The sequence below is a fragment of the Paenibacillus sp. FSL M8-0212 genome, from assembly GCF_038004645.1.
Classification (GTDB): Bacteria; Bacillota; Bacilli; order Paenibacillales; family Paenibacillaceae; genus Paenibacillus.
Window position 1 is genome coordinate 3624404 of record NZ_JBBORP010000001.1, and the last position, 26111, is coordinate 3650514.

At 46.5% G+C, this 26111-nt stretch carries 19 protein-coding genes, 16 tRNA genes and 2 rRNA genes; 35 read left to right on the plus strand and 2 right to left on the minus strand.

The genetic code is table 11. The features are described from left to right. The first annotated feature begins 1 nt into the window (after nucleotide 1). Together perR and MKX68_RS15980 are read left to right on the plus strand one after the other, a co-directional pair. Nucleotides 2-424, plus strand: coding sequence for a peroxide-responsive transcriptional repressor PerR (gene perR, locus MKX68_RS15975; RefSeq protein WP_026081471.1), 423 nt, complete (start codon nucleotides 2-4; stop codon nucleotides 422-424). Between the two features lie 142 nt (nucleotides 425-566). After that, nucleotides 567-2297 carry a glycosyl hydrolase family 18 protein gene (locus MKX68_RS15980; protein WP_083677479.1) on the plus strand — a complete coding sequence of 577 codons (1731 nt, stop codon included), beginning with the start codon at nucleotides 567-569 and terminating at the stop codon, nucleotides 2295-2297. Between the two features lie 270 nt (nucleotides 2298-2567). Here MKX68_RS15980 and MKX68_RS15985 read toward each other — a convergent pair whose 3' ends face one another. After that, on the minus strand, nucleotides 2568-2948 hold the full coding sequence (locus MKX68_RS15985; protein WP_017692307.1) for a DUF2614 family zinc ribbon-containing protein: 381 nt from the start codon (nucleotides 2946-2948) through the stop codon (nucleotides 2568-2570). A gap of 122 nt (nucleotides 2949-3070) precedes the next feature. On the opposite strand from MKX68_RS15985, the gene MKX68_RS15990 reads away from it, so the two are divergent. From MKX68_RS15990 to MKX68_RS16085, 20 genes are all read left to right on the plus strand, one after another. Next, nucleotides 3071-3949 (plus strand): nucleotidyltransferase-like protein, encoded by an 879-nt coding sequence (locus MKX68_RS15990; protein WP_240768309.1) that lies wholly within the window; start codon nucleotides 3071-3073, stop codon nucleotides 3947-3949. A gap of 457 nt (nucleotides 3950-4406) precedes the next feature. Continuing rightward, a 16S ribosomal RNA gene (locus MKX68_RS15995) occupies nucleotides 4407-5959 on the plus strand. A gap of 311 nt (nucleotides 5960-6270) precedes the next feature. Then, nucleotides 6271-9196, plus strand: a 23S ribosomal RNA gene (locus tag MKX68_RS16000). The 16S and 23S rRNA genes sit together here with 15 tRNA genes alongside, the layout of an rRNA operon. 66 nt (nucleotides 9197-9262) lie before the next feature. Next, nucleotides 9263-9338 (plus strand) — tRNA-Asn (locus MKX68_RS16005). Between the two features lie 3 nt (nucleotides 9339-9341). Further along, a tRNA-Ser gene (locus MKX68_RS16010) sits at nucleotides 9342-9433 on the plus strand. A 9-nt stretch (nucleotides 9434-9442) separates the two neighbouring features. After that, a tRNA-Glu gene (locus MKX68_RS16015) sits at nucleotides 9443-9514 on the plus strand. 67 nt (nucleotides 9515-9581) lie between these two features. After that, nucleotides 9582-9657, plus strand: a tRNA-Val gene (locus MKX68_RS16020). A 17-nt stretch (nucleotides 9658-9674) separates the two neighbouring features. Next, nucleotides 9675-9748: transfer RNA gene (locus tag MKX68_RS16025), tRNA-Met, on the plus strand. Between the two features lie 26 nt (nucleotides 9749-9774). Then, nucleotides 9775-9852, plus strand: a tRNA-Asp gene (locus MKX68_RS16030). A gap of 95 nt (nucleotides 9853-9947) precedes the next feature. Further along, nucleotides 9948-10023 (plus strand) — tRNA-Phe (locus tag MKX68_RS16035). Between the two features lie 19 nt (nucleotides 10024-10042). Then, nucleotides 10043-10118: transfer RNA gene (locus tag MKX68_RS16040), tRNA-Thr, on the plus strand. A gap of 9 nt (nucleotides 10119-10127) precedes the next feature. Next, a tRNA-Tyr gene (locus MKX68_RS16045) sits at nucleotides 10128-10213 on the plus strand. A gap of 6 nt (nucleotides 10214-10219) precedes the next feature. Further along, a tRNA-Trp gene (locus tag MKX68_RS16050) sits at nucleotides 10220-10293 on the plus strand. A gap of 28 nt (nucleotides 10294-10321) precedes the next feature. Beyond that, nucleotides 10322-10394, plus strand: a tRNA-His gene (locus MKX68_RS16055). Nucleotides 10395-10416: 22 nt separating this feature from the next. Continuing rightward, nucleotides 10417-10491: transfer RNA gene (locus MKX68_RS16060), tRNA-Gln, on the plus strand. A gap of 4 nt (nucleotides 10492-10495) precedes the next feature. Beyond that, nucleotides 10496-10570: transfer RNA gene (locus tag MKX68_RS16065), tRNA-Gly, on the plus strand. A gap of 7 nt (nucleotides 10571-10577) precedes the next feature. After that, nucleotides 10578-10651, plus strand: a tRNA-Cys gene (locus MKX68_RS16070). A gap of 6 nt (nucleotides 10652-10657) precedes the next feature. After that, nucleotides 10658-10736, plus strand: a tRNA-Leu gene (locus tag MKX68_RS16075). A 164-nt stretch (nucleotides 10737-10900) separates the two neighbouring features. Next, nucleotides 10901-11827 (plus strand): class I SAM-dependent methyltransferase, encoded by a 927-nt coding sequence (locus tag MKX68_RS16080; protein ID WP_340912857.1) that lies wholly within the window; start codon nucleotides 10901-10903, stop codon nucleotides 11825-11827. 298 nt (nucleotides 11828-12125) lie between these two features. Next, nucleotides 12126-12202 (plus strand) — tRNA-Asn (locus tag MKX68_RS16085). A gap of 56 nt (nucleotides 12203-12258) precedes the next feature. Here the strand turns inward: MKX68_RS16085 and MKX68_RS16090 are convergent. Further along, nucleotides 12259-14649 (minus strand): helix-turn-helix domain-containing protein, encoded by a 2391-nt coding sequence (locus MKX68_RS16090; RefSeq protein ID WP_340912860.1) that lies wholly within the window; start codon nucleotides 14647-14649, stop codon nucleotides 12259-12261. A 120-nt stretch (nucleotides 14650-14769) separates the two neighbouring features. Here MKX68_RS16090 and MKX68_RS16095 point away from each other — a divergent pair, with 120 nt between their 5' ends. The 13 genes from MKX68_RS16095 (at nucleotide 14770) to MKX68_RS16155 (ending at nucleotide 25897) form a co-directional block, all read left to right on the plus strand. Further along, nucleotides 14770-14982: a hypothetical protein gene (locus tag MKX68_RS16095; protein ID WP_340912863.1), complete on the plus strand. Its 213-nt coding sequence runs from the start codon at nucleotides 14770-14772 to the stop codon at nucleotides 14980-14982. Between the two features lie 222 nt (nucleotides 14983-15204). Beyond that, entirely contained in the window at nucleotides 15205-15513 is a 309-nt protein-coding gene (locus tag MKX68_RS16100; protein ID WP_017692311.1) for a LiaF transmembrane domain-containing protein, read from the plus strand. Nucleotides 15514-15548: 35 nt separating this feature from the next. Continuing rightward, nucleotides 15549-16220, plus strand: a complete 672-nt coding sequence (locus MKX68_RS16105) for a PspA/IM30 family protein (protein WP_340912865.1) — start codon at nucleotides 15549-15551, stop codon at nucleotides 16218-16220. 4 nt (nucleotides 16221-16224) lie between these two features. Continuing rightward, nucleotides 16225-16458, plus strand: a complete 234-nt coding sequence (locus MKX68_RS16110; RefSeq protein WP_017692313.1) for a PspC domain-containing protein — start codon at nucleotides 16225-16227, stop codon at nucleotides 16456-16458. Between the two features lie 17 nt (nucleotides 16459-16475). After that, nucleotides 16476-16979, plus strand: coding sequence for a PspC domain-containing protein (locus MKX68_RS16115; protein WP_340912870.1), 504 nt, complete (start codon nucleotides 16476-16478; stop codon nucleotides 16977-16979). 1 nt (nucleotide 16980) lies between these two features. Then, nucleotides 16981-17688 carry a PspA/IM30 family protein gene (locus MKX68_RS16120; RefSeq protein ID WP_017692315.1) on the plus strand — a complete coding sequence of 236 codons (708 nt, stop codon included), beginning with the start codon at nucleotides 16981-16983 and terminating at the stop codon, nucleotides 17686-17688. A gap of 150 nt (nucleotides 17689-17838) precedes the next feature. Further along, nucleotides 17839-18486, plus strand: a complete 648-nt coding sequence (liaF, locus tag MKX68_RS16125; RefSeq protein WP_036605686.1) for a cell wall-active antibiotics response protein LiaF — start codon at nucleotides 17839-17841, stop codon at nucleotides 18484-18486. Nucleotides 18487-18517: 31 nt separating this feature from the next. After that, on the plus strand, nucleotides 18518-19633 hold the full coding sequence (locus MKX68_RS16130; RefSeq protein WP_339788953.1) for a sensor histidine kinase: 1116 nt from the start codon (nucleotides 18518-18520) through the stop codon (nucleotides 19631-19633). After that, nucleotides 19575-20243 (plus strand): response regulator transcription factor, encoded by a 669-nt coding sequence (locus MKX68_RS16135; protein ID WP_091020933.1) that lies wholly within the window; start codon nucleotides 19575-19577, stop codon nucleotides 20241-20243. Before MKX68_RS16130 ends, MKX68_RS16135 begins: the two co-directional genes overlap by 59 nt. Before the next feature lie 450 nt (nucleotides 20244-20693). Continuing rightward, nucleotides 20694-21443: a YwmB family TATA-box binding protein gene (locus MKX68_RS16140; RefSeq protein ID WP_340912873.1), complete on the plus strand. Its 750-nt coding sequence runs from the start codon at nucleotides 20694-20696 to the stop codon at nucleotides 21441-21443. 214 nt (nucleotides 21444-21657) lie between these two features. Then, on the plus strand, nucleotides 21658-23208 hold the full coding sequence (gene zwf, locus MKX68_RS16145; RefSeq protein ID WP_074096424.1) for a glucose-6-phosphate dehydrogenase: 1551 nt from the start codon (nucleotides 21658-21660) through the stop codon (nucleotides 23206-23208). Between the two features lie 355 nt (nucleotides 23209-23563). Next, nucleotides 23564-23962: a DoxX family protein gene (locus MKX68_RS16150; protein ID WP_024634146.1), complete on the plus strand. Its 399-nt coding sequence runs from the start codon at nucleotides 23564-23566 to the stop codon at nucleotides 23960-23962. A 351-nt stretch (nucleotides 23963-24313) separates the two neighbouring features. After that, complete coding sequence (locus tag MKX68_RS16155) at nucleotides 24314-25897, plus strand: peptide chain release factor 3 (protein WP_091037965.1); 1584 nt, start codon at nucleotides 24314-24316, stop codon at nucleotides 25895-25897. Nucleotides 25898-26111: the final 214 nt, after the last annotated feature.

A 26111-nucleotide genomic window follows, 5' to 3' on the forward strand; every position in this document is an offset into this window, starting at 1 on the left:
TATGGCAACACGTGTCCAACATGCGTTGGAGCATCTGAAAACGACCGGTGTCCGTATTACACCCCAGCGTCATGCCATATTGAACTATCTGATGGAATCCATGGGGCATCCGACAGCCGATGAAATTTACCGAGCCCTTGAACCCCAATTTCCCAGTATGAGCGTGGCAACGGTATATAATAATTTGAAGATGTTTCTGGAAGCTGGCATGGTCCGGGAATTGACATACGGAGATAATTCAAGTCGCTTCGATGCCAATGTGACGGATCATTATCATGTTATCTGTGATCAATGCGGCAAGATTGAAGACTTCAGCTATCCTTCACTCAAAAGTGTAGAGCTTCAAGCGGAGTCTAGTACAGGATTCGAAGTACACGGTCACCGATTGGAAGTATACGGCGTTTGCAAAAGTTGCAGGGATTAAGAGAGTTGAATTACAATATTAACGTGCAGAATTCAGTATGGATTCTTCACGTTTTTTTTTTTAGCATTTATGCAAAAGGCTCATCTTTATAACAACTTATGCGCACATCCTTATGATCAGCATAATTAACGGAGGTAGACGTTTGGGTAGAAAAAGCAGATATACACGTCAGAAGCGACGTTCATTTTGGCCCGGTTTTCTGGGGGCTTGTCTGATCGCCGGGGGGGCTTACTGGCTTATAACAAATGTATGGTTGAACCAGACCCATGAAGACCCCGACTGGGTAGGAAGAAGCCAGCCTATTTTTGTAGACGGGCAACTGATGGATGGAGACGCTCTGGGTACAGGAGATCAACTCAAGTTGCCTGTAGATGTGCTGCAAGAAGCGATTGATGCAGGCATACGTTATGAATCAGAATCGGGAGATATCATCATTGCCTCTCCTCAGCGAGTCCTTCATATGAAAGATGGAAGCACACAAGCAGAACTTAACCACAAAGATTATCCTATGACAGTTAAGCCTGAGGTTAAGGACGGAGAAGCCTATATTCCGCTCAAACCTTTGAAAGAAGTATATGGCATAACCGTACAGGAAGATTCAGTAACAGGTGCCGTGCTGCTGATGCGTGGAGGAGACATGATTCAGTATGCAGAGATTGATACATTATCATCCAAAGCGGACAAGACGGTACCGTTATATAAACGTGGGGGAGAATCCTCACCAATCATTGCCGATATGGAAAAGGATGCAAGGGTACGTGTATGGCAGACGGGTGATAAACAGAGTTTTGTTCAACTCGATAATGGATATGCCGGATATGTAGATAATGATTATATTGTCCTCACCGAGAAAAAGAAGGTGGACTTGCCCAAGTATACGCTGACTGCAGCAGAGAAGAAGTGGCAGAATAAACCGGTAAATCTGGTTTGGGAAGCCGTGTACAATCGTCAGCCTGATGTGGGCTCTATCGGTAAAATGCCTGGTGTGAATGTGGTCAGCCCCACATGGTTTCATATTACGGATGGACAGGGCACTGTGAAAAGCAAGGGGAACCAAGCTTATGTGAACTGGGCTCACCGTTCGGGTATGGAAGTATGGGGACTCATGGATAACAGCTTTGATCCTGACGTTACCAAAGAAGCTGTAGCTTCTTACGAGACACGCACGCATATTATTGAGCAGATGTTAGAGTATGCACAGACGTATCAACTGGATGGTATCAACATCGACTTTGAGAACGTGTATACCGATGACGGGCCGAATATTACGCAGTTTGTGCGCGAGATCAAGGCGATGGCTCGTATACATGGATTGATGTTATCAATCGATGTAACACCAAAATCAAACAGTGAGATGTGGTCTGCCTTTCTGGATCGCCGTGCATTAGGTTCTTTTGCAGACTATGTTATTGTGATGGCTTATGATGAACATTGGGCGGCCAGTCCTAAGGCAGGTTCGGTTGCATCTCTGCCTTGGACCGAGGCTTCCATGAGACGCATACTTGAGGAGGATGAAGTCCCTTCTAACAAGTTGATCATGGCGGTTCCGCTCTATACCCGGATATGGACGGAAGAGACGAATGATCAGGGTGAGGTTAAAGTGTCTTCCAAAGCGGTGGGCATGAATACCATCGTGGAGCTGATCCAAGAAAAGAAACTCAAACCTGAACTGGATCAGGCAAGTGGACAGAACTATGTGGAATATAAGGAAGACGGAGCTACCAAGAAAATATGGATCGAAGATGCCGTGTCCCTTCAGGCGCGAGTGGATTTGATTGCTTCGTTGAAGCTGGGCGGAGTAGCAGCATGGAATCGGAGTTTTGCTAATGCTTCTGCATGGGAGGTATTAAAGCAGGCCGGTTACCAGAAATAAAGTCCTTGTGCGCCGATATCGAATCATCGCTTCCCTTGTTTTTGCTTTGCAAAGCCAAAAGTTTCTCCTGTTTGATATCATCATACGTGCAATCTAATGCTTTATTGACCATAGGACTTATAACTTAACTTCGTAACATAGTTAGTCATAACAGTAACAAGGGTGACATTTATAATCCAAGTCAAAAAAGGTCCGGTAGACATACCGGGCCTTTTTTTTGTTCTTCAATGAAATTAAGGTAAAACATTTAACGTTGGAGATCATTTTGTGCTAACCATCGGTGGGGGGAGCTTGTGTAGAAGGCGCTTTCAGTTGTTGACTGGTCATATTGGCCTTATTAGGGTCTAGGGTGAGGATGGTATGACAGAACATACAACGATCTGTTTTGCCAAGCATTTTGGTTAACTTCCCGCATTCCGGACAGTCGACTTGTACTGCGCTGGTGGAGAGCATACCCGCCCAGAAATAAATGGCTAGACTGGCCATCATGGCAATCAGTCCGATGACAAGTCCTACAGCTGCGAATACCTTGCCTGCATGTCCCCAGAATACAATCCCGGCTGTTCCCAGTATCATTAGGCCCATACCTAGCATGGTCAGTAGTAATCCCCAAGTGCGAAAAGCATTAATTTTTGCTGATTTAAAAATCATGAAAAATGCTCCTATCGTATGAGTAGTATTGGACCTGGAAAAGAAGGAAACTTCAGTCTGGATGTAGAATTACATTATAACTGACTTGGCGCTTATCTGCCATGAAATGTATGGAGGGAATCGTGGAATTAAAGAACCTTGCTTTTTTGTCCGAACAGTCGGAAGAGACAGGGGCAGTTGGGGCTATCGCTTATTCCCACCCGGGAGAGCGATTCCACGGCTCCCTAATTCAAGATTTCGAATTATTAGTACTTGTTGTTCATAATGATGATCAATTGAAGTCGGCGGTGGGACATTACAGATATGGTGATCTTCGTTATCAGATGATCTATGCGAGCCGTCATGAATTAAAGAGTAGTGTAGTAACCGGGAATCATAATAATCTCACCCAGTGTCTGATTGAAGGTGAGATTATCTGGGAAGCGGATAGCGCCTTAAGTGATTTGCGAGAAGAACTGTCTACCTTTGGGGCAGAATTGCGTGAGCAGAAGCTGCTTCATGAATTCACCAGTTTCTTGAGAATGTATGTGGAGGCCAAACGTCATATTCAGGAAGGTCATGTTGTAGACGCCTACTACAATGTATTAGAGGCTCTGGGGAACTGGGCAAGAATTGTATTGATTGAACAGGGGATATACCCGGATCATGCCGTCTGGACACATGTGCAGAATCTGGATCGCGCTTTATGGAAACTATATCAAGAGCTTACCGTAAGCTCGGAGACGCTGGAGCAGCGAGTAGAACTTGTCCTGCTTGCCTGTGAGTTTTCCGTAATGTCCAAAATGAGTGAATGCTCAGAACTGCTGCTGCGTGTGTTAAGAAGTCGCAAGGAGCCGTGGAGCATGAATGAACTTGTTCATCATCCGCAGTTAAGATTTGTTCGAGAAGATCTGCCTTTGGTTATACGTAAGCTGGTCTTTCGTTCTATTGTAAAAGAATCGGCAGGATGGCCATCGATCGAAGGAGAGGGTAGGGAAATTCGGTATTGGATTGAGGCATAACCTTCTCCAGAGGCCTGACATTATATTGATCACATAAGGGAGGGGAAACCTTCCTTTTTTGTTTGTTTAATAATTTATAAAAAGAGGTTGACTCTGATTCACGATATATGATACATTATATTTCGTTCCTCAAACGAGATTATCGTCAACAAACGATAAATTCTTCAGAGGAAAAGTGAAGAACTAAAGCTTCAAAAAAAGAAATCAAAAATAGTTCTTGACGAAAACAAACGAAATGTGTTACATTATTTAAGTCGCCGCCGAAACTTGGTTGAGACGAAAAAGAAGTGAAACAAATCATGTTTGATCTTTGAAAACTGAACAACGAGTGAGTAAACATTCTGCTTGCAGAATGAACGCGAAAGTTGAGACAAGCCTTGGCTTGAATCGGCTGGAGCATAAATGAGATTTTTAATCTCGTCAGATTCAAAATGAGCTTATCGCTCTTTTCAATACTTTATTGGAGAGTTTGATCCTGGCTCAGGACGAACGCTGGCGGCATGCCTAATACATGCAAGTCGAGCGGACTTGAAGAGAAGCTTGCTTCTCTGATAGTTAGCGGCGGACGGGTGAGTAACACGTAGGCAACCTGCCCTCAAGTTTGGGACAACTACCGGAAACGGTAGCTAATACCGAATAATTGTTTTCTTCGCCTGAAGGAAACTGGAAAGACGGAGCAATCTGTCACTTGGGGATGGGCCTGCGGCGCATTAGCTAGTTGGTGGGGTAACGGCTCACCAAGGCGACGATGCGTAGCCGACCTGAGAGGGTGATCGGCCACACTGGGACTGAGACACGGCCCAGACTCCTACGGGAGGCAGCAGTAGGGAATCTTCCGCAATGGGCGAAAGCCTGACGGAGCAATGCCGCGTGAGTGATGAAGGTTTTCGGATCGTAAAGCTCTGTTGCCAGGGAAGAACGCTTGGGAGAGTAACTGCTCTCAAGGTGACGGTACCTGAGAAGAAAGCCCCGGCTAACTACGTGCCAGCAGCCGCGGTAATACGTAGGGGGCAAGCGTTGTCCGGAATTATTGGGCGTAAAGCGCGCGCAGGCGGTCATTTAAGTCTGGTGTTTAATCCCGGGGCTCAACCCCGGATCGCACTGGAAACTGGGTGACTTGAGTGCAGAAGAGGAGAGTGGAATTCCACGTGTAGCGGTGAAATGCGTAGATATGTGGAGGAACACCAGTGGCGAAGGCGACTCTCTGGGCTGTAACTGACGCTGAGGCGCGAAAGCGTGGGGAGCAAACAGGATTAGATACCCTGGTAGTCCACGCCGTAAACGATGAGTGCTAGGTGTTAGGGGTTTCGATACCCTTGGTGCCGAAGTTAACACATTAAGCACTCCGCCTGGGGAGTACGGTCGCAAGACTGAAACTCAAAGGAATTGACGGGGACCCGCACAAGCAGTGGAGTATGTGGTTTAATTCGAAGCAACGCGAAGAACCTTACCAGGTCTTGACATCTGAATGACCGGTGCAGAGATGTACCTTTTCTTCGGAACATTCAAGACAGGTGGTGCATGGTTGTCGTCAGCTCGTGTCGTGAGATGTTGGGTTAAGTCCCGCAACGAGCGCAACCCTTATATTTAGTTGCCAGCACTTCGGGTGGGCACTCTAGATAGACTGCCGGTGACAAACCGGAGGAAGGTGGGGATGACGTCAAATCATCATGCCCCTTATGACCTGGGCTACACACGTACTACAATGGCCGGTACAACGGGCTGCGAAATCGCGAGATGGAGCCAATCCCAACAAAGCCGGTCTCAGTTCGGATTGCAGGCTGCAACTCGCCTGCATGAAGTCGGAATTGCTAGTAATCGCGGATCAGCATGCCGCGGTGAATACGTTCCCGGGTCTTGTACACACCGCCCGTCACACCACGAGAGTTTATAACACCCGAAGTCGGTGGGGTAACCGCAAGGAGCCAGCCGCCGAAGGTGGGATAGATGATTGGGGTGAAGTCGTAACAAGGTAGCCGTATCGGAAGGTGCGGCTGGATCACCTCCTTTCTATGGAGAATCGTTTCCTGCAACGGAAACATTCAAATATGTAGCTAAGCTACAAAACACTCACTCGTTGTTCGGTTTTGAGAGCTCAAACTCTCAAACAGCTTGCTTTTGCATGGAGCTTGTTCTTTGAAAACTAGATATCGAAACGAAACAAACGCGAATTAGAACATTCCTTTTTAGCTGAACTTGTGTTAAACAAGTTTAATAAATTGGTACTTAATTGCTTTTGCGATGGTATTGGGTGGGAGCGACTTTTGGCTTTGGACGTAGTCCAAAACAAGGGAAGCGAGCAGTCAAAACCGGAGCAATATGGTTAAGCTACTAAGAGCACACGGAGGATGCCTAGGCGCTAGGAGCCGATGAAGGACGTGGCGAACAACGAAACTGCCTCGGGGAGCTGTAAGCAAGCTTTGATCCGGGGGTGTCCGAATGGGGAAACCCAGCTGGGGTAATTTCCAGTTACTCACAACTGAATACATAGGTTGTGTAGAGGCATACCAGGGGAACTGAAACATCTAAGTACCCTGAGGAAGAGAAAACAATAGTGATTCCGTCAGTAGCGGCGAGCGAACGCGGAGAAGCCCAAACCAAAGAGCTTGCTCTTTGGGGTTGTGGGACGTCTCACATGGAGTTACAAAGGAACCGGTTAAGCGAAGAGGTCTGGAAAGGCCCGCCAAAGAAGGTAAAAGCCCTGTAGTTGAAAGTCTGTTCCCTCCGAGACGGATCCCGAGTAGTGCGGGGCACGTGAAACCCCGTATGAATCCGGCAGGACCATCTGCCAAGGCTAAATACTTCCTAGCGACCGATAGTGAAGCAGTACCGTGAGGGAAAGGTGAAAAGCACCCCGGAAGGGGAGTGAAATAGAACCTGAAACCGTGTGCTTACAAAAAGTCAGAGCCCGTTTTAGGGGTGATGGCGTGCCTTTTGTAGAATGAACCGGCGAGTTACGTTCCCGTGCAAGGTTAAGGTGAAGAGCCGGAGCCGCAGCGAAAGCGAGTCTGAATAGGGCGACATAGTACGTGGACGTAGACCCGAAACCGGGTGATCTACCCCTGTCCAGGGTGAAGGTGCGGTAACACGCACTGGAGGCCCGAACCCACGCATGTTGAAAAATGCGGGGATGAGGTGGGGGTAGCGGAGAAATTCCAATCGAACTCGGAGATAGCTGGTTCTCCCCGAAATAGCTTTAGGGCTAGCCTCGGAAAACAGAGTCGTGGAGGTAGAGCACTGATTGGGTGCGGGGCCCGCAAGGGTTACCAAGCTCAGTCAAACTCCGAATGCCATAGACTTACTTCCGGGAGTCAGACAGTGAGTGCTAAGATCCATTGTCAAAAGGGAAACAGCCCAGACCATCAGCTAAGGTCCCCAAGTGTGTGTTAAGTGGGAAAGGATGTGGAGTTGCACAGACAACCAGGATGTTGGCTTAGAAGCAGCCACCATTGAAAGAGTGCGTAATAGCTCACTGGTCGAGTGACTCTGCGCCGAAAATGTAACGGGGCTAAACACACCACCGAAGCTATGGCTTGATGCTTTGCATCAGGGGTAGGGGAGCGTTGTATAAGGGTTGAAGGTGTACCGTAAGGAGCGCTGGACATTATACAAGTGAGAATGCCGGTATGAGTAACGAAAAGATCAGTGAGAATCTGATCCGCCGAAAGCCTAAGGGTTCCTGAGGAAGGCTCGTCCGCTCAGGGTAAGTCGGGACCTAAGGCGAGGCCGAAAGGCGTAGTCGAAGGACAACAGGTCGAAATTCCTGTACCACCGTAAGCCGTTATGAGCAATGGGGGGACGCAGTAGGGTAGTGACGCGGACTGATGGATGTCCGTCTAAGCAGTAAGGCTGATGTGTAGGCAAATCCGCACATTGTAAGGCTGAGCTGTGATGGGGAGCGAAAATTGTAGTAGCGAAGGTCATGATCTCACACTGCCAAGAAAAGCCTCTAGCCAGGTGAAGGTGCCCGTACCGCAAACCGACACAGGTAGGCGAGAAGAGTATTCTAAGGCGCGCGGAAGAACTCTCGTTAAGGAACTCGGCAAAATGACCCCGTAACTTCGGGAGAAGGGGTGCCCCGGTAGTGTGAATAGCACGAGGGGGCCGCAGTGAAAAGGCCCAAGCGACTGTTTAGCAAAAACACAGGTCTGTGCGAAGCCGTAAGGCGAAGTATACGGGCTGACGCCTGCCCGGTGCTGGAAGGTTAAGGGGAGTGGTTAGGAGCAATCCGAAGCTGTGAACCGAAGCCCCAGTAAACGGCGGCCGTAACTATAACGGTCCTAAGGTAGCGAAATTCCTTGTCAGGTAAATTCTGACCCGCACGAATGGCGTAACGACTTGGGCGCTGTCTCAACGAGAGATCCGGTGAAATTTTAATACCTGTGAAGATGCAGGTTACCCGCGACAAGACGGAAAGACCCCATGGAGCTTTACTGCAGCTTGATATTGAATTTGGGTACGATCTGTACAGGATAGGTGGGAGCCTTTGAAACGTGAGCGCCAGCTTGCGTGGAGGCAACGTTGGGATACCACCCTGATCGTATCTAGGTTCTAACCTGGTACCGTAATCCGGTGCGGGGACAGTGTCAGGTGGGCAGTTTGACTGGGGCGGTCGCCTCCTAAAGAGTAACGGAGGCGCCCAAAGGTTCCCTCAGAATGGTTGGAAATCATTCGAAGAGTGCAAAGGCATAAGGGAGCTTGACTGCGAGACCTACAAGTCGAGCAGGGACGAAAGTCGGGCTTAGTGATCCGGTGGTACCGCATGGAAGGGCCATCGCTCAACGGATAAAAGCTACCCTGGGGATAACAGGCTTATCTCCCCCAAGAGTCCACATCGACGGGGAGGTTTGGCACCTCGATGTCGGCTCATCGCATCCTGGGGCTGAAGTAGGTCCCAAGGGTTGGGCTGTTCGCCCATTAAAGCGGTACGCGAGCTGGGTTCAGAACGTCGTGAGACAGTTCGGTCCCTATCTGTCGTGGGCGTAGGAAATTTGAGAGGAGCTGTCCTTAGTACGAGAGGACCGGGATGGACGTACCGCTGGTGTACCAGTTGTTCCGCCAGGAGCACCGCTGGGTAGCTATGTACGGACGGGATAAACGCTGAAAGCATCTAAGCGTGAAGCCCCCCTCAAGATGAGATTTCCCAGTATGTAAGACCCCTTGAAGACGACGAGGTAGATAGGCTGGGGGTGGAAGTGCAGCAATGCATGGAGCTGACCAGTACTAATCGGTCGAGGGCTTATCCAATAGCAAGTTGTAATTGGCGTGTTTCGTTTCGAATCTAGTTTTCAGAGAATGATCTCTGAAGCATATTCCCTGATAGCTCAGTTGGTAGAGCACTCGACTGTTAATCGAGTTGTCACAGGTTCGAGCCCTGTTCGGGGAGCCATATGGAGAGGTGTCCGAGCTGGCCGAAGGAGCACGATTGGAAATCGTGTAGGCGTCACAAGCGTCTCGAGGGTTCGAATCCCTCTCTCTCCGCCATAATATTAAGGCCCGTTGGTCAAGGGGTTAAGACACCTCCCTTTCACGGAGGTAACAGGGGTTCGAATCCCCTACGGGTCATAATAACTTCAAAAAAAGAAGTTGATTTTTACAACAAGATTATGGTATGATCATAAATGTGTTGTTCGGAGGCTTAGCTCAGCTGGGAGAGCATCTGCCTTACAAGCAGAGGGTCGGGGGTTCGATCCCCTCAGCCTCCACCATATAACTTTTATAACGACGCGGGGTGGAGCAGCCCGGTAGCTCGTCGGGCTCATAACCCGAAGGCCGCAGGTTCAAATCCTGCCCCCGCAATTATACTTTCCTTGAGAAAGTGATCTGGAACCGTGGTGTAGTTGGCCTAACATGCCTGCCTGTCACGCAGGAGATCGCGGGTTCGAATCCCGTCGGTTCCGCCATTTAATCTTTACATGAGGCAAACTGTTCACTACATCTGCTGTATGGCACTGATGCCCTATATAAAGTGTAAGGAATTAAGATTAGACTTTATTATGGCTCGGTAGCTCAGTCGGTAGAGCAGAGGACTGAAAATCCTCGTGTCGGCGGTTCGATTCCGTCCCGAGCCACCATTTTAAAACAATTTAATACGCCGGTGTAGCTCAACTGGTAGAGCAACTGACTTGTAATCAGTAGGTTGGGGGTTCAAGTCCTCTCGCCGGCACCATGTAATCCTGGAGGATTAGCGAAGTGGCCAAACGCATCAGACTGTAAATCTGCTCCCGTACGGGTTCGGTGGTTCGAATCCATCATCCTCCACCAGTTTTTAGGGGCATAGTTTAAAGGTAGAACAACGGTCTCCAAAACCGTTGGTGTGGGTTCAATTCCTGCTGCCCCTGCCAATTAACTTTTAGAAAATAACCTTTTGTGGCGATCGTGGCGAAGTGGTTAACGCACCGGTTTGTGGATCCGGCATTCGGGGGTTCAATTCCCCTCGATCGCCCCTTTGTTTTTTCATTTTTTATTGGGGATTAGCCAAGCGGTAAGGCAACGGACTTTGACTCCGTCATGCATAGGTTCAAATCCTATATCCCCAGCCATTATGCGGACGTGGCTCAGCGGTAGAGCATCGCCTTGCCAAGGCGAGGGTCGCGGGTTCGATTCCCGTCGTCCGCTCCAAAAATATGGCGCCATAGCCAAGTGGTAAGGCACAGCTCTGCAAAAGCTTTATCCCCAGTTCGAATCTGGGTGGCGCCTCCAGCATATGCCGGCGTGGCGGAATGGCAGACGCGCTCGACTCAAAATCGAGTGGGAAACCGTGGAGGTTCGAGTCCTCTCGCCGGTATATTGAATAGCCCTACATGTTGCTTATGCAATGTGTAGGGCTATTTTTATTTTATATGAAACGATTTATGTGCAGTAAGAAAATCTAGAGTTAAAGATTGACGTATGATTATATAAAGTATATTGTAGATAAGTAAAGTCTTTAATGTAGAGGAGTGAAGTAGAGTGACTAATGGAAAAAATGTATCGGATACCGATCTGTTATTTGATCTTTCTGTATGGGAAGAGGCATGGAAGAATCGTCCGAGAAGTTCAAATTATTATAAGAAAAGCGTCCCCTCTAATACAGAAGAAGCATTTGAGCGGTGGGCCAGAGATTATCATGCACAGTCGTTCACTGAAGAAGGAAAGCAGCGTTCTGAGCGCATTATGGGCTGGATTGAGAATCAGGGTGTAGAATTTGCAGGGTTATCCATTTTGGACATTGGAGCAGCCTCAGGTATATTTACCATTCCTTTTGCGGAAAAGGGGGCAAGTGTGACCGCAGTTGAGCCTTCGGAGTTGCTTGTCTCCCTTATGAAAGAGACGATACCTTCATCTTTGGAATCCAATATCGAAATCGTAAACGAACGATATGAGGAAATCTCCATTAAGGATAAGGGTTGGGAGAAAAATTATGACTTTGCATTTGCATCCATGTGTCCAGCAATGTCGGATTGGGAAACGATTGAGCAGGCGATTAATTGCGCCCGGAAGTATGTGTATATAAGTACTATGGCGGGACAGAAGGAACACACACTAATGGATGAACTTAAGGATGTACTGGGTGTAACTTCTTCACACAAGGTCGGCGATATGGGGTATATCCAACAATTGTTGTATCTGAAGGGGTATTCATACACCATGATCATTACGAAAGAAGTTAACTCATTTGAAATACCGGTGGAAGAGGTTGTAGAGAAGCTGCCAGAATGGCTTAATACGTATGAGTTACCATCGGATGAAGATTCTCTCAGACTGGCTGAGAAGTATATACGGGATACGTACAAGGATAGTACGGTGACCTTCTCACGCGGAGCAAGGTTTGGTAAAATTCTAATCCAACTGGAACAGCCCAATATGAAAACAGTTCGTACTAAGGATAAGCGATAAATCGGATAAGCTCGGCACGTGTACTAATAAACGGGAATTGAGGCGGACAATGTAGTCTAACGTCTAAGATGACGCTAGCAAGCATCACAATGCTGTGCCAAAAGATGAAAGGTTGAAACATATGAAGTTAAGATTGCAGAAGTGAAGTTGTAAGTGAAGGGAGCAGGTTATGTGCTCCCTCTTTTTTGAAGCACTTATATCGACCGCTTTGAACCAGACCCTCGTTTATTTAGAGATGTTCGAGACAACGAAAAACAAAACACATACCTCGTTTTCAGAGAGTGATCTCATAAGCATATTCCCTGTTATTTCAGTTGGTAGAGCACTCGACGGTTAATCGAGTTGTCACAGGTCCGAGCCCTGTTAGGGGAGCCATATGGAGAGGTATTCAAGCTGGCCGAAGGAGTACGACTTACAATCGTGCTCCTTTTCTAATTTCTGTTCGACACTTCTACTTTCTGCTTACGCTCCCGGTACTGGCCGGGTGTGATTCCTTCCCACTTACGAAATGATCGGATAAAGTTTTGCGGATTGTTGTACCGAAGCCGTGCTGCGATATCTTTAACGGTTAAATCACTCTCATCCAGCCATTTTTTAGCGATATTAAATCGGTACTTGGTCAGATATTCACTAAATGCACAGCCTGTCTCTTTGCGGAAAACACTACTTAAGTAGTTGGCATTGTAGTGAAGCTTAACAGCACATTCCTCAAGCGTCAGATCCTTATCATAATCTTGATGAATCATGGCAATCATTTTCTCAGATATATGCTGATACTGGGCATACTGTCTCGCTTTAAAAACCTGAATGACGGGCAAGATGACTTGATGGTTAAACCAATCCTCAACTTCAGCAGCGTACTGCAAACCATGAAGTTCATGAAACATCGAGCCACGACCTTGGGAGATCTGTCCGAGTCGTATGCCGGATTCCTGAGTCATTTGCAAAATATGCGTGAGTAGCCTCGTAAGAGCCACCTCATACTCCTCGGGTGTAACCTCCATACCAAAGATCACTTCAAGCAGTTGTTGCAAAAAAGCAGAGGCCTGGACTTCGTCCGCATTTTGAATAGCTTGGATCAACGAATATTCCAATGATTCCGGGTAGGTCATGGACCAAGTGGAAGCGTAATAATCTATGTTCTCATATTGAAAAATAATGCCTGTTCCCAGCTTCATCCGATGCCTTAGTGCTTCCATGGCTTCTGTGTAAGCTTGAGGGATGTGATATAAAGAGCTGTGCGGCTGGCTGAATCCTATACTGACTTGAAGAGTTAGAATCTTATCCATCTGTTGTTGTAACTGGTCTGTTAATACATATAGTTGCTGTGAAAAAATAAACTGATCCTGTTCAACGGTCCCAATCACCGTGACTACCGTATGTTCCAGCACAATGGGAAGCAATTGTTGGTTATGCACAACAGTTTCCGCCAATATATTTTGAATAGCGAATAATAAGAGGTCACGATCACTAGATCTATATTTTGTATGATTAACAAGATCGGCCTGTAATGTAATAACAGCAATTTGTTGCCATTCCCGAACCTGATGCGTGTAGCCATATTCATTCAGGGTGTCATGAAGAGTATGAACAGGGATCTTACCCTGGAACAGATTCATCATAAAATGATTGCGAATCTGCAATAGATGCACATTAAGTGTGTTCTCTAATTGGGAGCGAGAGGCAGATAATTGTGAGACCCCTGCTCTGATCTGTTCGAACTCATCAGAAAATGGTGGTGATTGCTGAGCTACCGTGTTTCCTTCTTTGGACAGGTGGTTGTCACCAAGTTGGGTTAAAAGTTTACGAATCGGGACATGCATTCGCTTGGAGCCGATCCAGGCGAGTAATAATGAAAGTAAAAGTAAGAAGATACTGATATACAAGGTGTGTAATCCGATATCGATATATTCTTGTGTCAGAATATTGGTAGGTGAGATTAGAACATAAGTCCATCCTTTTAAGGTAGAAGGGCTATACGTCAGAGTATAATGTGTATCGGCGATCTTAACTTCCCGTTTTTCAAAGCCTGTTGAAAATGTGATGGGTGATAGTTTGGTTATGTTGGCTTCCGTATCCACATCGTGTAATCCAATGGCAGACAACGGTTGTCCAATGTATACAGGATCGGGGTGGACCAAGATACGTTGCTCCCGATTCAAAATGATCAGTCCTGAGGCAGCATTGCCTAAGGAGGCTTCTCCTAGTGTATTTTGCAATGAGCATGCAGGGATTCCCGCAATCAGGGCAGCATCGGATGACGTATTCAGATTCGGAATAGACCTCGCAAGGGCAATATGATAGATACAGCCTGTACCGGGTGACCGCTCATCATTGCTGAACACCGATGAAGGAGAGAGCTGCCATCCAGAGGTTAGCGTATCCGATATCAATTCCTTCATGGGAAGAGCCAGTGGAAAATCCGTATTACGATATAATCCGGCATGATCAATAAGCCAATTCTGAGATTGATTCACCAGGGTAATATCTAACAAAGGTTCCCATGACCTCATATTCTGAAATTCGCTCTGCAGCTTGTCGGCAAGTAAAGGTCCTTTCCCTTGTAATGAAGAAGAAGCAGACAGGGAACGGAGGGTTACTGGAGAGCGAACGGCCTGATCAAGCATATAACTGACTGTAGCGAGTTTGTGCTCTACGTTGGATTGCATTTGTTCCAGTAACTGTCTGTTGGCCTGTGTACGATGCAGCTCAGTTTGGTTTGATGAATAGATAAATGCGGCAATTCCAGTTAACAAAATGGGCAGAGTGCTTAACAGGATTCCGAAGATGATCATTTTATGGAGATAGCTGATTGGTCGCACAGTTTCAGTTCCACCCCTGACATTAGAAATAGTAACACTTTCTATTTTAGTAAACGCTTACATATAGAACAATCTAAAATTTGTTTATTTGGATAAAAAAGTAATTTAACGAGAGGGTATATGGGCAGAGATAAGGGATTGCTGACAGATGATCTTGCAGAAAAGGCTAGTGAAACGGCTTGGACTGACTATCCTGAACGGAATCATGAGAAACGAAATTGCAGTGTGAACGTAAATAGAGACATGGACATCATTCTCTCTACAGGTCGATATCGGCTAAAGGGCAGCCTGAATACGGGTAATGGAAGGTATCTGGAGTGTTATTCAGCTTAGGTGGAACGTTGGTCTTATACAGGGACAGTCAAAGGTCCAACTAGATCCCCGACCTGAGTCTAGGATGAAAAACCGTCCACGGTCTGTTTTGAAAAGTCGCGAAATCCCCTAGAATAAGGACATAAGGTTAAACAAGAAACACGGAAACAAAAACAAGAAACAAACGAACAAATGACTCAACACATTAAAATGAACGAATGGAAAGGGTGGTGAACAACAATTATGAGATTGAATAAGGGAAATGGCTGGGCGATTGTATTGATTGCACTGGGTGCACTACTCCTCTTCGGAAAGTTAACTCCACTTCTTGGACACTTAATGGGTTATCTGATTCCGGTCCTGATGATTGCACTGGGATACTACGGAGTTAAACGAGGGAATGTGATGCTTGGCTGGATTGTTCTCATCATCGGTATCATCTCACTGATGGGTAAACTGGCATGGTTGATCGGACCGATCATCGCGATCGGGTTAATCATCTTTGGTATCTCAATGCTAAGCAATAACCGCAGTCGTCGTGGTCGGTACTAAGTTTTCACGATTATGAAAAGGAGGGACAGAACATAATGAGTGTATTTCGTCGAATGCGGGATATTACCGTAGCCAATCTGAACGAACATTTGGAGCAAAGTCAGGATCCAGTCAAACTGATTGATCAGTTCCTGGTCTCGACCCGCCAAGACATCGGTGAAGCCGAGAAACTTCGTCATCAATATGCAAGCCATACCAGACAAATGAAACAACAAGCCGATCAGGCAGCAGGTATGGTGAACAAACGGGAAGAACAGGCTTCCATGGCTCTGAAAGCAGGGGAAGAACATCTCGCTAAGCTGGCCTTGCAGGAGAAAATCCTCCACGAGGAAAAAATGGAACAGTACAATGAATTGTATGCACAAAGTTATGCGGCATTACAGGAGCTGGATGAACAGATCGACCAGCTGAAGGTTGAATATCAGAATGTATACAGCAAACGCCAATATTACTACGCTCGTATGCAGACGATTCAGTTACAACAACGTATGAACCAGAGAGGTAATCACAACGGTCAGAATGTACCCGGTATGTTTAACCGACTAGATGATCAAGTCTCTGATCTCGAATATGAAGCACAAAGTCTCCGCGATATCCGGCGGATGAATCAAGATGGTTCAGGAGTGACTGGCAGCATGTCATCCTCTACGCTGGATAAGGAACTGGAACGCTTAAGACAGAAATTGAACAATGACAGAAAGGAGTAGTCACATGAGTAAATTATACCGCTCGGCGCGTAATCGAATGCTAACAGGTTTGATCGGCGGCATTTCTGAAAATCTCGGATTGAGTACCACGCTGCTACGTATCATTTTCTTCATCAGTATTTTCGCTACGGGAGGTACATCATTGTTGATCTACTTCATCGCTGCATTAGTGGTACCAAAGGAATCCAATCACGTTGATCCATATGCTTATGATTCCAACGTAAGAGGATACAAGTAAACGAAAGGAGCAAGCACATGAGCAAATTATACCGCTCAACGCGTGACCGGATGTTAACCGGCTTGTGCGGCGGAATTTCCGAAACCATCGGAATGGATTCCACCCTGCTGCGTATCATCTTTGTTATCAGTATCTTCGTAACTGGCGGCACGTCGTTGTTAATTTACTTTATCGCAGCACTGGTGGTACCAAAAGAACCGTATCCGCCTTATGATCCATATGGCTACGGTCCGGGCCCAGGCCCTGGCAGAGGATACGACAACTATGATCATCAGCCACCAAGAGGTCCTTTTCAAAATAATCACAACCAGCAAGGTCCTGGTAACTTCGGTCCCGGCCCTGGATTCAACAGCAGACCTCAATCTGGTCCCCGTTCTTATGACAACAACGCCTACGGAGCAGGAGCACCGCAAGAAAGTGAACTTGATTCCATGATGAAAGATATCGAGAAAAAAGCACTGAAAAAAGAAGTTGAAGAGCTTCGCCAAAAATTATCTCGTTACGAGAAGGGAGAAAAGTAAAATGGGAGTATTTAAACGGATTAAGGATATGACGAAAGCATCGGTAAATGATATGTTGGATAAAGTAGAGGATCCGATTGTAATGTTGAACCAGTACTTGCGTGATATGGAGGCTGAGATTCATGAGGCAGAGGTAACTGTTGCCAAACAAATGGCAAATGAGCGTCGCATGAAACAACGTTTGGATGAAGCGGAGCGTACTTCGGTACAACGTGAGTCCCAAGCAGAAGCTGCTCTGTCTAACGGTCAGGAAGAAGTGGCACGCAAATTGTTGGAAGAGAAAATCTACTTTGATCAAAAAATTACAGAGTACAGCGAACTGCACGCACAGTCCGAAGCACAAGCTAAAGATCTGTTGCAACAGTTGCATGATATGAAAGATGAGTTCTACAAAATGCGTAACAAACGTAATGAACTTGTATCCCGTGCACAAATGGCAAAAGCTAAAAAACAAATGTCTTCCATCAACAGCTTGCATTCGATCGAAAGTGGCGGCGCATCACTTGGATTCCACCGCATGGAAGAGAAAATCATGCAGCTGGAAGCTGAAGCTGACGTAGCTCGTGCACCTTATCGCAACACATCATCCACGTACACGAATCCTGTAGATGTGGAAAAACAGTTCAAAGTGGATCAGCAATTACAAGCCCTCAAAAATAAAATGGGCAATGGTTCCAAGAATGAAGCGAACGGAACTTCAAAAGAATAACTGTTCGCTTAGTGGACAATATGATATTCTATAAATCGTGTATAATGTACGGTTGGTAGAACAAAAGTTAAGCCATACAGGACTTCATTGCCTGGTATGGCTTTTCCGTTGAATAAAGAGAGATTAACTTACAGAGGAGGTGCGGCGGGGATGAATCAAAAGAGTAAATGGCTTGCAGTTGTCATTATGATTATTGGCACAATGATGTTATTGAATGACAATATTAACTTCCTGACCGCTGCCGCACTCATTCTGTTAACGGTTGGAATGCTTCAAGTCCGCAATGGGGATACCCGCAAAGGTCATCGGTATCTTGGCATTGGTGCGGCACTGTTATTGCTGGATAATTTAATGATTGTATTTTTGATTGTACTTGCGTCTTTAGCTTACTTTTATTCAAAAAACAAAAAGATTCATCTGGACGAAGGCGTTATGAAGAAACAGAATTTCATGGCTCGTTACTACTGGGATCAATCATCCTGGACGTTACGTAGTATGAGTCTGTGGCATGCCATAGGTGAGGTTAACGCCGATCTATCTCTTTCGATTCCGGAGGAGAAACAAACGATTGTGCTGCTGCAAGGAGTTATGGGTAATGTTCGCCTTACACTACCAGAAGATTATGGTGTGGAGATTGAAGCATCGGTTCTTTTCGGCCGGATTAATCTTCTTGGAGAACAAGATAGCGGCATGATGAACAAATTAGTATGGAGAACACCTGGATATGAATCCAGTGAACATAAAGCAAAATTTGTCATTTCTTATATTGTTGGCGACCTAAACATCAGTAATCCGTAGTAAAATAGATGAAGAGAAGGAGGAGACCCCGATGAAGACAAAACGACATACCGACATGGTAACCCGAAGTATGGGTGAAGGGATCCTCCTGGTTTTCATTGTGCTCGCTGTTATTTTGTATGTATTGTATACATATGGTTATCTTGCTCCGTTTACAGGTTGGCGTCATCTGATTCAATCGGGTCTGGCCTTATTGCTGCTTCTGATTGGAATCGGTGCGGTCTTTGGGTTCTATCAGAGTTACCGGGTTAAACGCCGGCTCGAACTGCTGCGGGAAACACTTCTACTGTGGGAGAAGGGCTCTCTATCACGCACTGTACCTGATCTGGGCGATGATGATGTGGGCCGTTTAAGTGAGCAACTCGGACGAATCGGCAAAAAGTGGGAAGATCAGATATCTTCGCTCCAGCGATTGTCTACTCATAATGCACAGCTTGCTGAACAAGCCAGAATTACGGCTATTGTGGAAGAGCGGCAACGTTTGGCACGGGAACTGCATGATGCGGTATCACAGCAATTGTTCGCGATATCCATGACAGCAACAGCCGTTGGACGGAAGATGGAGAAGGATTTTGAACGTGCTCAGCGGCAGGTGGCTTTGATTGAGGAGATGGCTTCGGTAGCCCAGTCCGAGATGCGTGCGTTACTGTTACATCTGCGGCCAGTCTATCTGGAGGGTAAACATCTCGAACAAGGTCTGCGTGATCTGGTGATGGAACTGAAAACAAAAGTACCCATGGACATTGTGCTCGAAATGGACGAAGACATTGATCTGATCAAAGGCATCGAGAATCATCTGTTCCGGATTGTTCAGGAGGCTATGTCCAATACGTTACGACATGCAAAAGCGGAAAAAATGGAGATACGGATCCAGCGCCGTACTGATGCGATCCGGGTATTGATTCGTGATGATGGGCAAGGCTTCGATCTGGATGAGAATAAACAAGCTTCCTACGGTCTGGCTAACATGCGTGAACGTGTTACGGAGATTGGCGGGGCCATACAATTTGTAACAGCGCCTGGTAAGGGAACGCGGATTGAGATTACGATACCTTTGATGAACGATGAAAGCGAGGAAGAACATGTCAATGGAACCGGAAGTCGAAACGGAGACGGAAACGTCGATCAAAGTATTGCTCGTGGATGATCATGAGATGGTACGTATTGGTCTTGCAGCGGTACTGGATACCGAAGATGGAATTGAAGTTGTTGGTGAGGCAGGTAGTGGAGAGGAAGGTATTCGGCTTGCACAGGAGTATAAGCCTGATGTTGTTCTGATGGACCTGGTTATGGAAGGCATGGATGGCATTGAGGCTACTCGTCAGGTACTTAAAATGTATCCGGAGTGCAAAGTCATCGTATTGACCAGTTACCTGGATGATGAAAAAATGTATCCTGTCATTGAAGCAGGCGCATTCAGTTATCTGTTGAAAACATCAAGAGCCAATGAAGTGGCAGATGCGATTCGCGCAGCCGCTCGCGGGCAATCCGTTCTGGAGTCACAGGTCGCTTCGAAAATGATGAATCGATTCCGACAGCCACAGGCAGCAGCTCCTTTGCACGATGAATTGACGGACCGTGAAATGGATGTGCTCCGGTTACTTGCTAAAGGCAAATCGAATCAGGACATCGCTGATGATCTGATCATTGGTATTAAGACAGTCAAATTCCATGTTACCAACCTACTGGCAAAATTGGGCGTAGACGACCGTACACAGGCCGCGATCTATGCTTATAAAAACGGACTTGCAGAGTAAGCAGGATCATATGCAATATCATAATCAAGCCAAAGAACCGTGCATTAATGTGCGGAATTTATAGATAAGAAATGATTATATAAATTGAATTAAAGATTTACACAAAACGGAGAGGACAGAAAGAACCTGAAGAAGCGAAGCTAAAAGCTTTCTGAAAGAAAGCTACTTCGGAAGCATACACTTCGCCTTTATGCCCGAATTTTCACCTTGAAAAAGGGAATCAAAAAATCTGGGGATAACAGCGATCGGAAGGTTGTTCTGTCAGCGGAGTGCGAGTGTAAATATTGATTAGTTCAATTTATCTAGAAAAGGATGAATAGAAAGCTCCGATCTGCCATGGATGTGGCGGGTGGGGCTTTTTTGTTGTGTGAAGAAGAAGTATAGCTAATGCGGGAAAGGGGCATGCTGTTGATAGATTCATAGAATGCAAGAAAGAAGCGGGGGATTCAAATGTTAAATCGTTGGATGACAGCAGGTATCTTGGCAATAGCAATCATTATTCTTATCGGTGTGACACAGGTATATGCAGAGAAGAACGAATCCCAAGCTGCCCAACTGGAACAACTAATCTATACAGCTGACAGCGTGATTGATAATGTTGATCGTCTGGTGATTAAATGGCAAGGAGAAGGCCGGGGAGATGCACAAGCACAAGCAGCATTACTGGCCAGTCACTTGGGTCTGGAACAACCAGTACGGGTACGCCAGACGGGCCATGATGTGTACCGTAGTGAGCTGGTTGTAGGTACAGCTAATGGTGGCGTAGGTATGTTGGTCAATGTCGTCGAGACTGGAGATAACGGTTACTACGCCATCGTACAACTTTCAGGGGATGCACACACGGATCGGAAGGCATTAATGACAGTACATGAACAGATCGGTCAACTGCTTGTAGACTCAGGGATGAAGGCAAACTGGAATATGTCTGTGCAAGGTACTGCAGCTAATGTTATTAAACGTGATGCGAGTCAGCAGTTAGCACTCATCGAGAAAGACCTGTCCAAAAATGTGGATATCGCCTCCGTTGAACGTTATACGGATGTAGCCAGCGCAAGTGTCTCTTATGAGGCGGCTGAGCTGCCCCTATCGATCAAGAGTGGCTCGCACATGTTGAATATGCAACTCGCAGTTCACCAGATTGGTGATGAAGTCGACAATCGAATTACAGTGGGGTTTCCGGTGATTACGATTGAATATTAAGGATGAATTTTTTATGAATTTGGAGCCGCTAGTGAGAATCTTTATCAGAAAAATGAGTTTGAAATAGTGCATCCATTCAGTTGATATGCTAAAATGGCATCACATCCAAGAAGGAACTTGCTGGTAATTGACAGTTGTATGTCGTGCATATATAACACCATTACATAGCTCGGGGAGAGCGTGAAGGTTATCTTCCCGGAAGAAAGAGGAGCCCATGGTCGAAAAACAATCGCAAGATGAAGTACAGACACCAGGCGCAGTATTTTTCATTTTTGGAGCAACGGGTGATTTGGCCCGCCGGAAGCTGTTTCCGGCCATCTACAGTCTTTACCGTGAAGGCAAGCTTGCCGAAGACTTTGCGGTTATTGGCGTAGCACGTCGTCCGAGGTCCCCAGAAGAATTCCGGGAAGACATCTATGAATCCATTAAAGAGTTCTGCCGTTATCCAGCGGGGGAACCTGATGAGTGGAACGCTTTTGTCGATCATTTTGAATACAAAGCACTTGATATCAATAATGTGGAAGGATTCAAAGAGCTGCGTGCGCAGACGGAGCATCTAGAATCGAAGTTTAACACGCCGGGTAATCGGCTGTTCTATCTGGCATTGGCACCTGAGCTGTTTGGCAGTGTCTCGTACAGTTTGCGGGACGGCGGTATGTTGGAAAGTCAGGGGTGGAACCGTTTGGTGATCGAAAAACCATTTGGTTATGATCTGCAATCGGCCGAACATCTGAATGAGCAGATTCGTGAGGTATTCCGTGAAGAGGAAATCTATCGGATTGATCATTATCTGGGCAAGGAAATGGTGCAAAATATCGAAGTCATTCGATTTGGAAATGCTTTTTTTGAACCGCTCTGGAACAACAAACATATTGCCAACGTTCAGATTACGCTGGGTGAGACGGTAGGCGTGGAAGAACGTGGTGGTTATTATGATCACTCTGGCGCACTGCGTGATATGGGGCAAAACCATATGCTTCAGATGCTGACGATGATTGCGATGGAACCACCGAGTCGCCTGTTCCCGGAGGACATTCGGGATGAGAAGGTGAAGGTACTGCGTTCATTGCGGGCCTTTACTTCGGATGAGGAAGTGAGCAACAACGTTGTGCGGGGACAGTATTCCGAAGGGGAGTACCGTGGCAAGCAGCTTCCGGGGTATCGCCAGGAAGACAAGGTTGATCCACAGTCGAATACGGAGACTTATTTTGCAGCACGTGTATTCGTGGATAATTTCCGCTGGGCGGGTGTTCCATTCTACATTCGGACAGGCAAGCGTCTTCCGGTGAAAACGACTGAGATCGTAGTTGAGTTCAAGTCGATGCCAAACAACGTGTACCTTGGGAAAAAATATAAGCTCGAACCGAACTTGCTGGTCATTCGGGTGAATCCGATGGAAGGCATATATATCAAAATTAATGCCAAGAAACCAGGCTCTGATTCCGAAATTCAGCCGCTTGCAATGGATTTCTGTCAGAGCTGCATGATTGGAATTAACTCGCCTGAAGCGTATGAACGTCTGCTGCACGATGCAGCAGAGGGTGATTCTACGTACTTCACCCGTTGGGATGAAGTGGCAACAGCCTGGTCCTTTGTGGATCGGATCGCAGCAGCCTGGGGGCAGAATCAAGGAGAGCTTCATACGTACCCTGCTGGAACTTGGGGACCAGAAGCGACAGATAAGCTGCTGGAGCAGGATGGATTCCACTGGTGGCCGGTGAATGGTCAGGACGAGGACAGCGTGATCTGGCAAGTGAACGATTAGGTTAAGGGAATTAACAACATAAACAACATGACTAAGCCTGGGGATATCGCAAATTTGCGGTGTCTCCGGGCTTTTTAGCGGGTAAAAGGGAGGTATCCATCATAAGGAAATAAGTAATTTAAATTAAGTTGTTGACAAAAAGTAAGTATGTAACTTATACTCAACACATGAGTTAAAGAGTTACGCAAATGACAAACTTCATCCGGGCAAACGTTTCGGATAAGTATCATTCATGAGATAAAATGTAAACCAGTTGAAGGGGTTTGCGTCACAGAGAATCATGAAAAAAATATGCATAATATCTTTAATCTGAGAATACTATTTTGTATATATTGAATGGAGGAAAAAGAAAATGATGTTGGATGTAGGGTTGTTGTTGATTCGTTTGGTGATTGGATTGTCGTTCATGGCGCACGGGGCTCAAAAGCTGTTTGGTTGGTTCGGAGGTTACGGGATCAAGGGTACAGGCGGCTGGTTTGAGTCGATGGGCATGAAACCCGGTGCATTGGTGGCGCTGCTGGCTGGACTCGCGGAATTTGGTGGCGGATTGCTGCTGGCTCTGGGTCTGCTCACACCGGTAGGTGGCATTCTGATTGCATTGACGATGGTCATTGCGATTGTGAAAGTCCATGGTGCGAACGGATACTGGTCCACACAGAACGGATTCGAATATAATCTCGCGATTCTGGTGATTGGTGTAGCGCTGGCCTTGACAGGTGGCGGACAATACGCGCTGGATGCATTGATTTTCTAAAACCGATAAATAAAAATGAATGAGGAGTGCCTGGATGCCATGGAAATGGCTGAAGGGTGCTTTTTTTTGCAAGTGAAAAGAGAAGAATCTGCGTTAGTAATCGGTTATTTTCGGTACAGATTATGGTACAATAGGAGAGTTGGGTTAAGAAGCAGTTCACGGTATACATGAAAGCACAGATTTGAGGAGGATGAACTCCATTGTAAATGTGTAAAATTAATCTAGTGTGTAAATACCTAGTACGTAAAAACTCGTGTACAATCAACCGGCCTCGCCGGATTGCATAAAGATTGAATGATGGACCGGCGATGCCGGATTAACGTGAATGAACGGACGAAAGGGATTAAACCTATGAGCAAAGCTGCAAATGATATTCTTCAACAGGAAGTGGACAAACGCCGGACGTTTGCCATTATCTCTCACCCGGATGCGGGTAAAACCACATTAACCGAGAAACTGTTGCTGTTCGGGGGCGCGATTCGCCTTGCGGGAACGGTAAAAGCTCGGAAAGCCAGCAAACACGCAACCAGTGACTGGATGGAAATTGAGAAACAACGGGGGATCTCGGTTACCTCTTCCGTAATGCAATTTGATTACCTGAACCATCGCGTCAACATTCTGGATACACCGGGTCACCAGGATTTCAGTGAAGATACGTATCGTACACTGACGGCTGCCGACAGCGCGGTGATGTTGATTGACGTGGCAAAAGGTGTCGAGGCACAAACGATCAAGTTGTTCCAGGTATGTGCGAAGCGTGGGATTCCAATCTTTACGTTCATCAACAAACTCGACCGTGAGGGTAAAAGCCCATTTGACCTAATGGAAGAACTTGAAAATGTACTGGGTATCCGTTCAGTTCCGATGAACTGGCCTATTGGTACAGGTCGCGAGCTGTGCGGTGTGTATGACCGGATGAAAAATCAGGTGGAGTTGTTCCAAGGGGACGATCACTCGACAATTAAAGTTCAGAAGGTAAATGGTTATACAGATCCAATTATCCGTGAGATGGCAGGAGAATATCTGCATGATCAGTTAATTCAGGATCTGGAGCTTTTGGACGTTGCGGGAGATCCGTTTGATATGGAGAAGGTTCAACGCGGCGAATTGACCCCTATTTTCTTCGGTAGTGCGATTAACAATTTCGGCGTGCAGACCTTCTTGGAGAATTTCCTGGAACTGGCACCGAAGCCTGAACCACGTCGCAGTACGGCAGGAGAGATTCAGCCAACGAATGAGAAATTCAGCGGTTATGTATTTAAAATTCAGGCGAACATGAACCCGGCACACCGGGATCGTATTGCGTTCCTGCGTATTGTATCAGGCAAGTTCCAACGTGGAATGAGTGTGAAGCATACTCGTGTGGGTAAAGAGATCAAGCTGTCACAGCCACAGCAATTCCTGGCACAAGATCGGGATATTGTGGAAGAGGCGTATGCCGGCGATATTATCGGTTTGTTCGATCCGGGTATCTTCCGGATTGGCGATTCACTGAGCCAAGGCAGCGAGGTTATCTTTGAAGAGTTGCCAACGTTCTCGCCAGAGATTTTCGCTAAAGTTACCGTTAAAAATGCGTTGAAACATAAACAGTACCAAAAAGGAATTGACCAGTTGACGGAGGAAGGAACCATTCAGGTGTTCCAGACGGCAAGTTTCGACGAGACGATCCTCGGCGTAATTGGTCAACTACAGTTTGAGGTATTTGAATACCGGATGAAAGGTGAATATGGGGTAGACGTGCAATTGCAGCGTATGCCTTATCAGTTCGCTCGCTGGATCGTGGACGAGAATCTGGACCCAAGCAAATTCCGGATTAACTCTGCGCTTGTAAAAGACAAAAAAGGGAATTATGTGGTGCTCTTCGAAAATGAGTATGCCATGAGAACGGCTATGGATAAAAATCCTACTGCTAAATTCTTGGAGACTGCACCTTAAGTAAGGCTGACATATTCCTCGGGAATCATGGAAGTGTTAGTTAAACGTGACAAGTTCATACGATGAGATAGAGCTTGTTAAAAATAAGATCCCTCCGCCAATTGGCGGAGGGATCTATTGCTATACACCTTACCTGGAGGCGGGTATGATCCAGCCGAATAAGGGAAAGCTTTCTTTTGCAGACAGAACAAACGGTTTGATGGTTACCTTACCC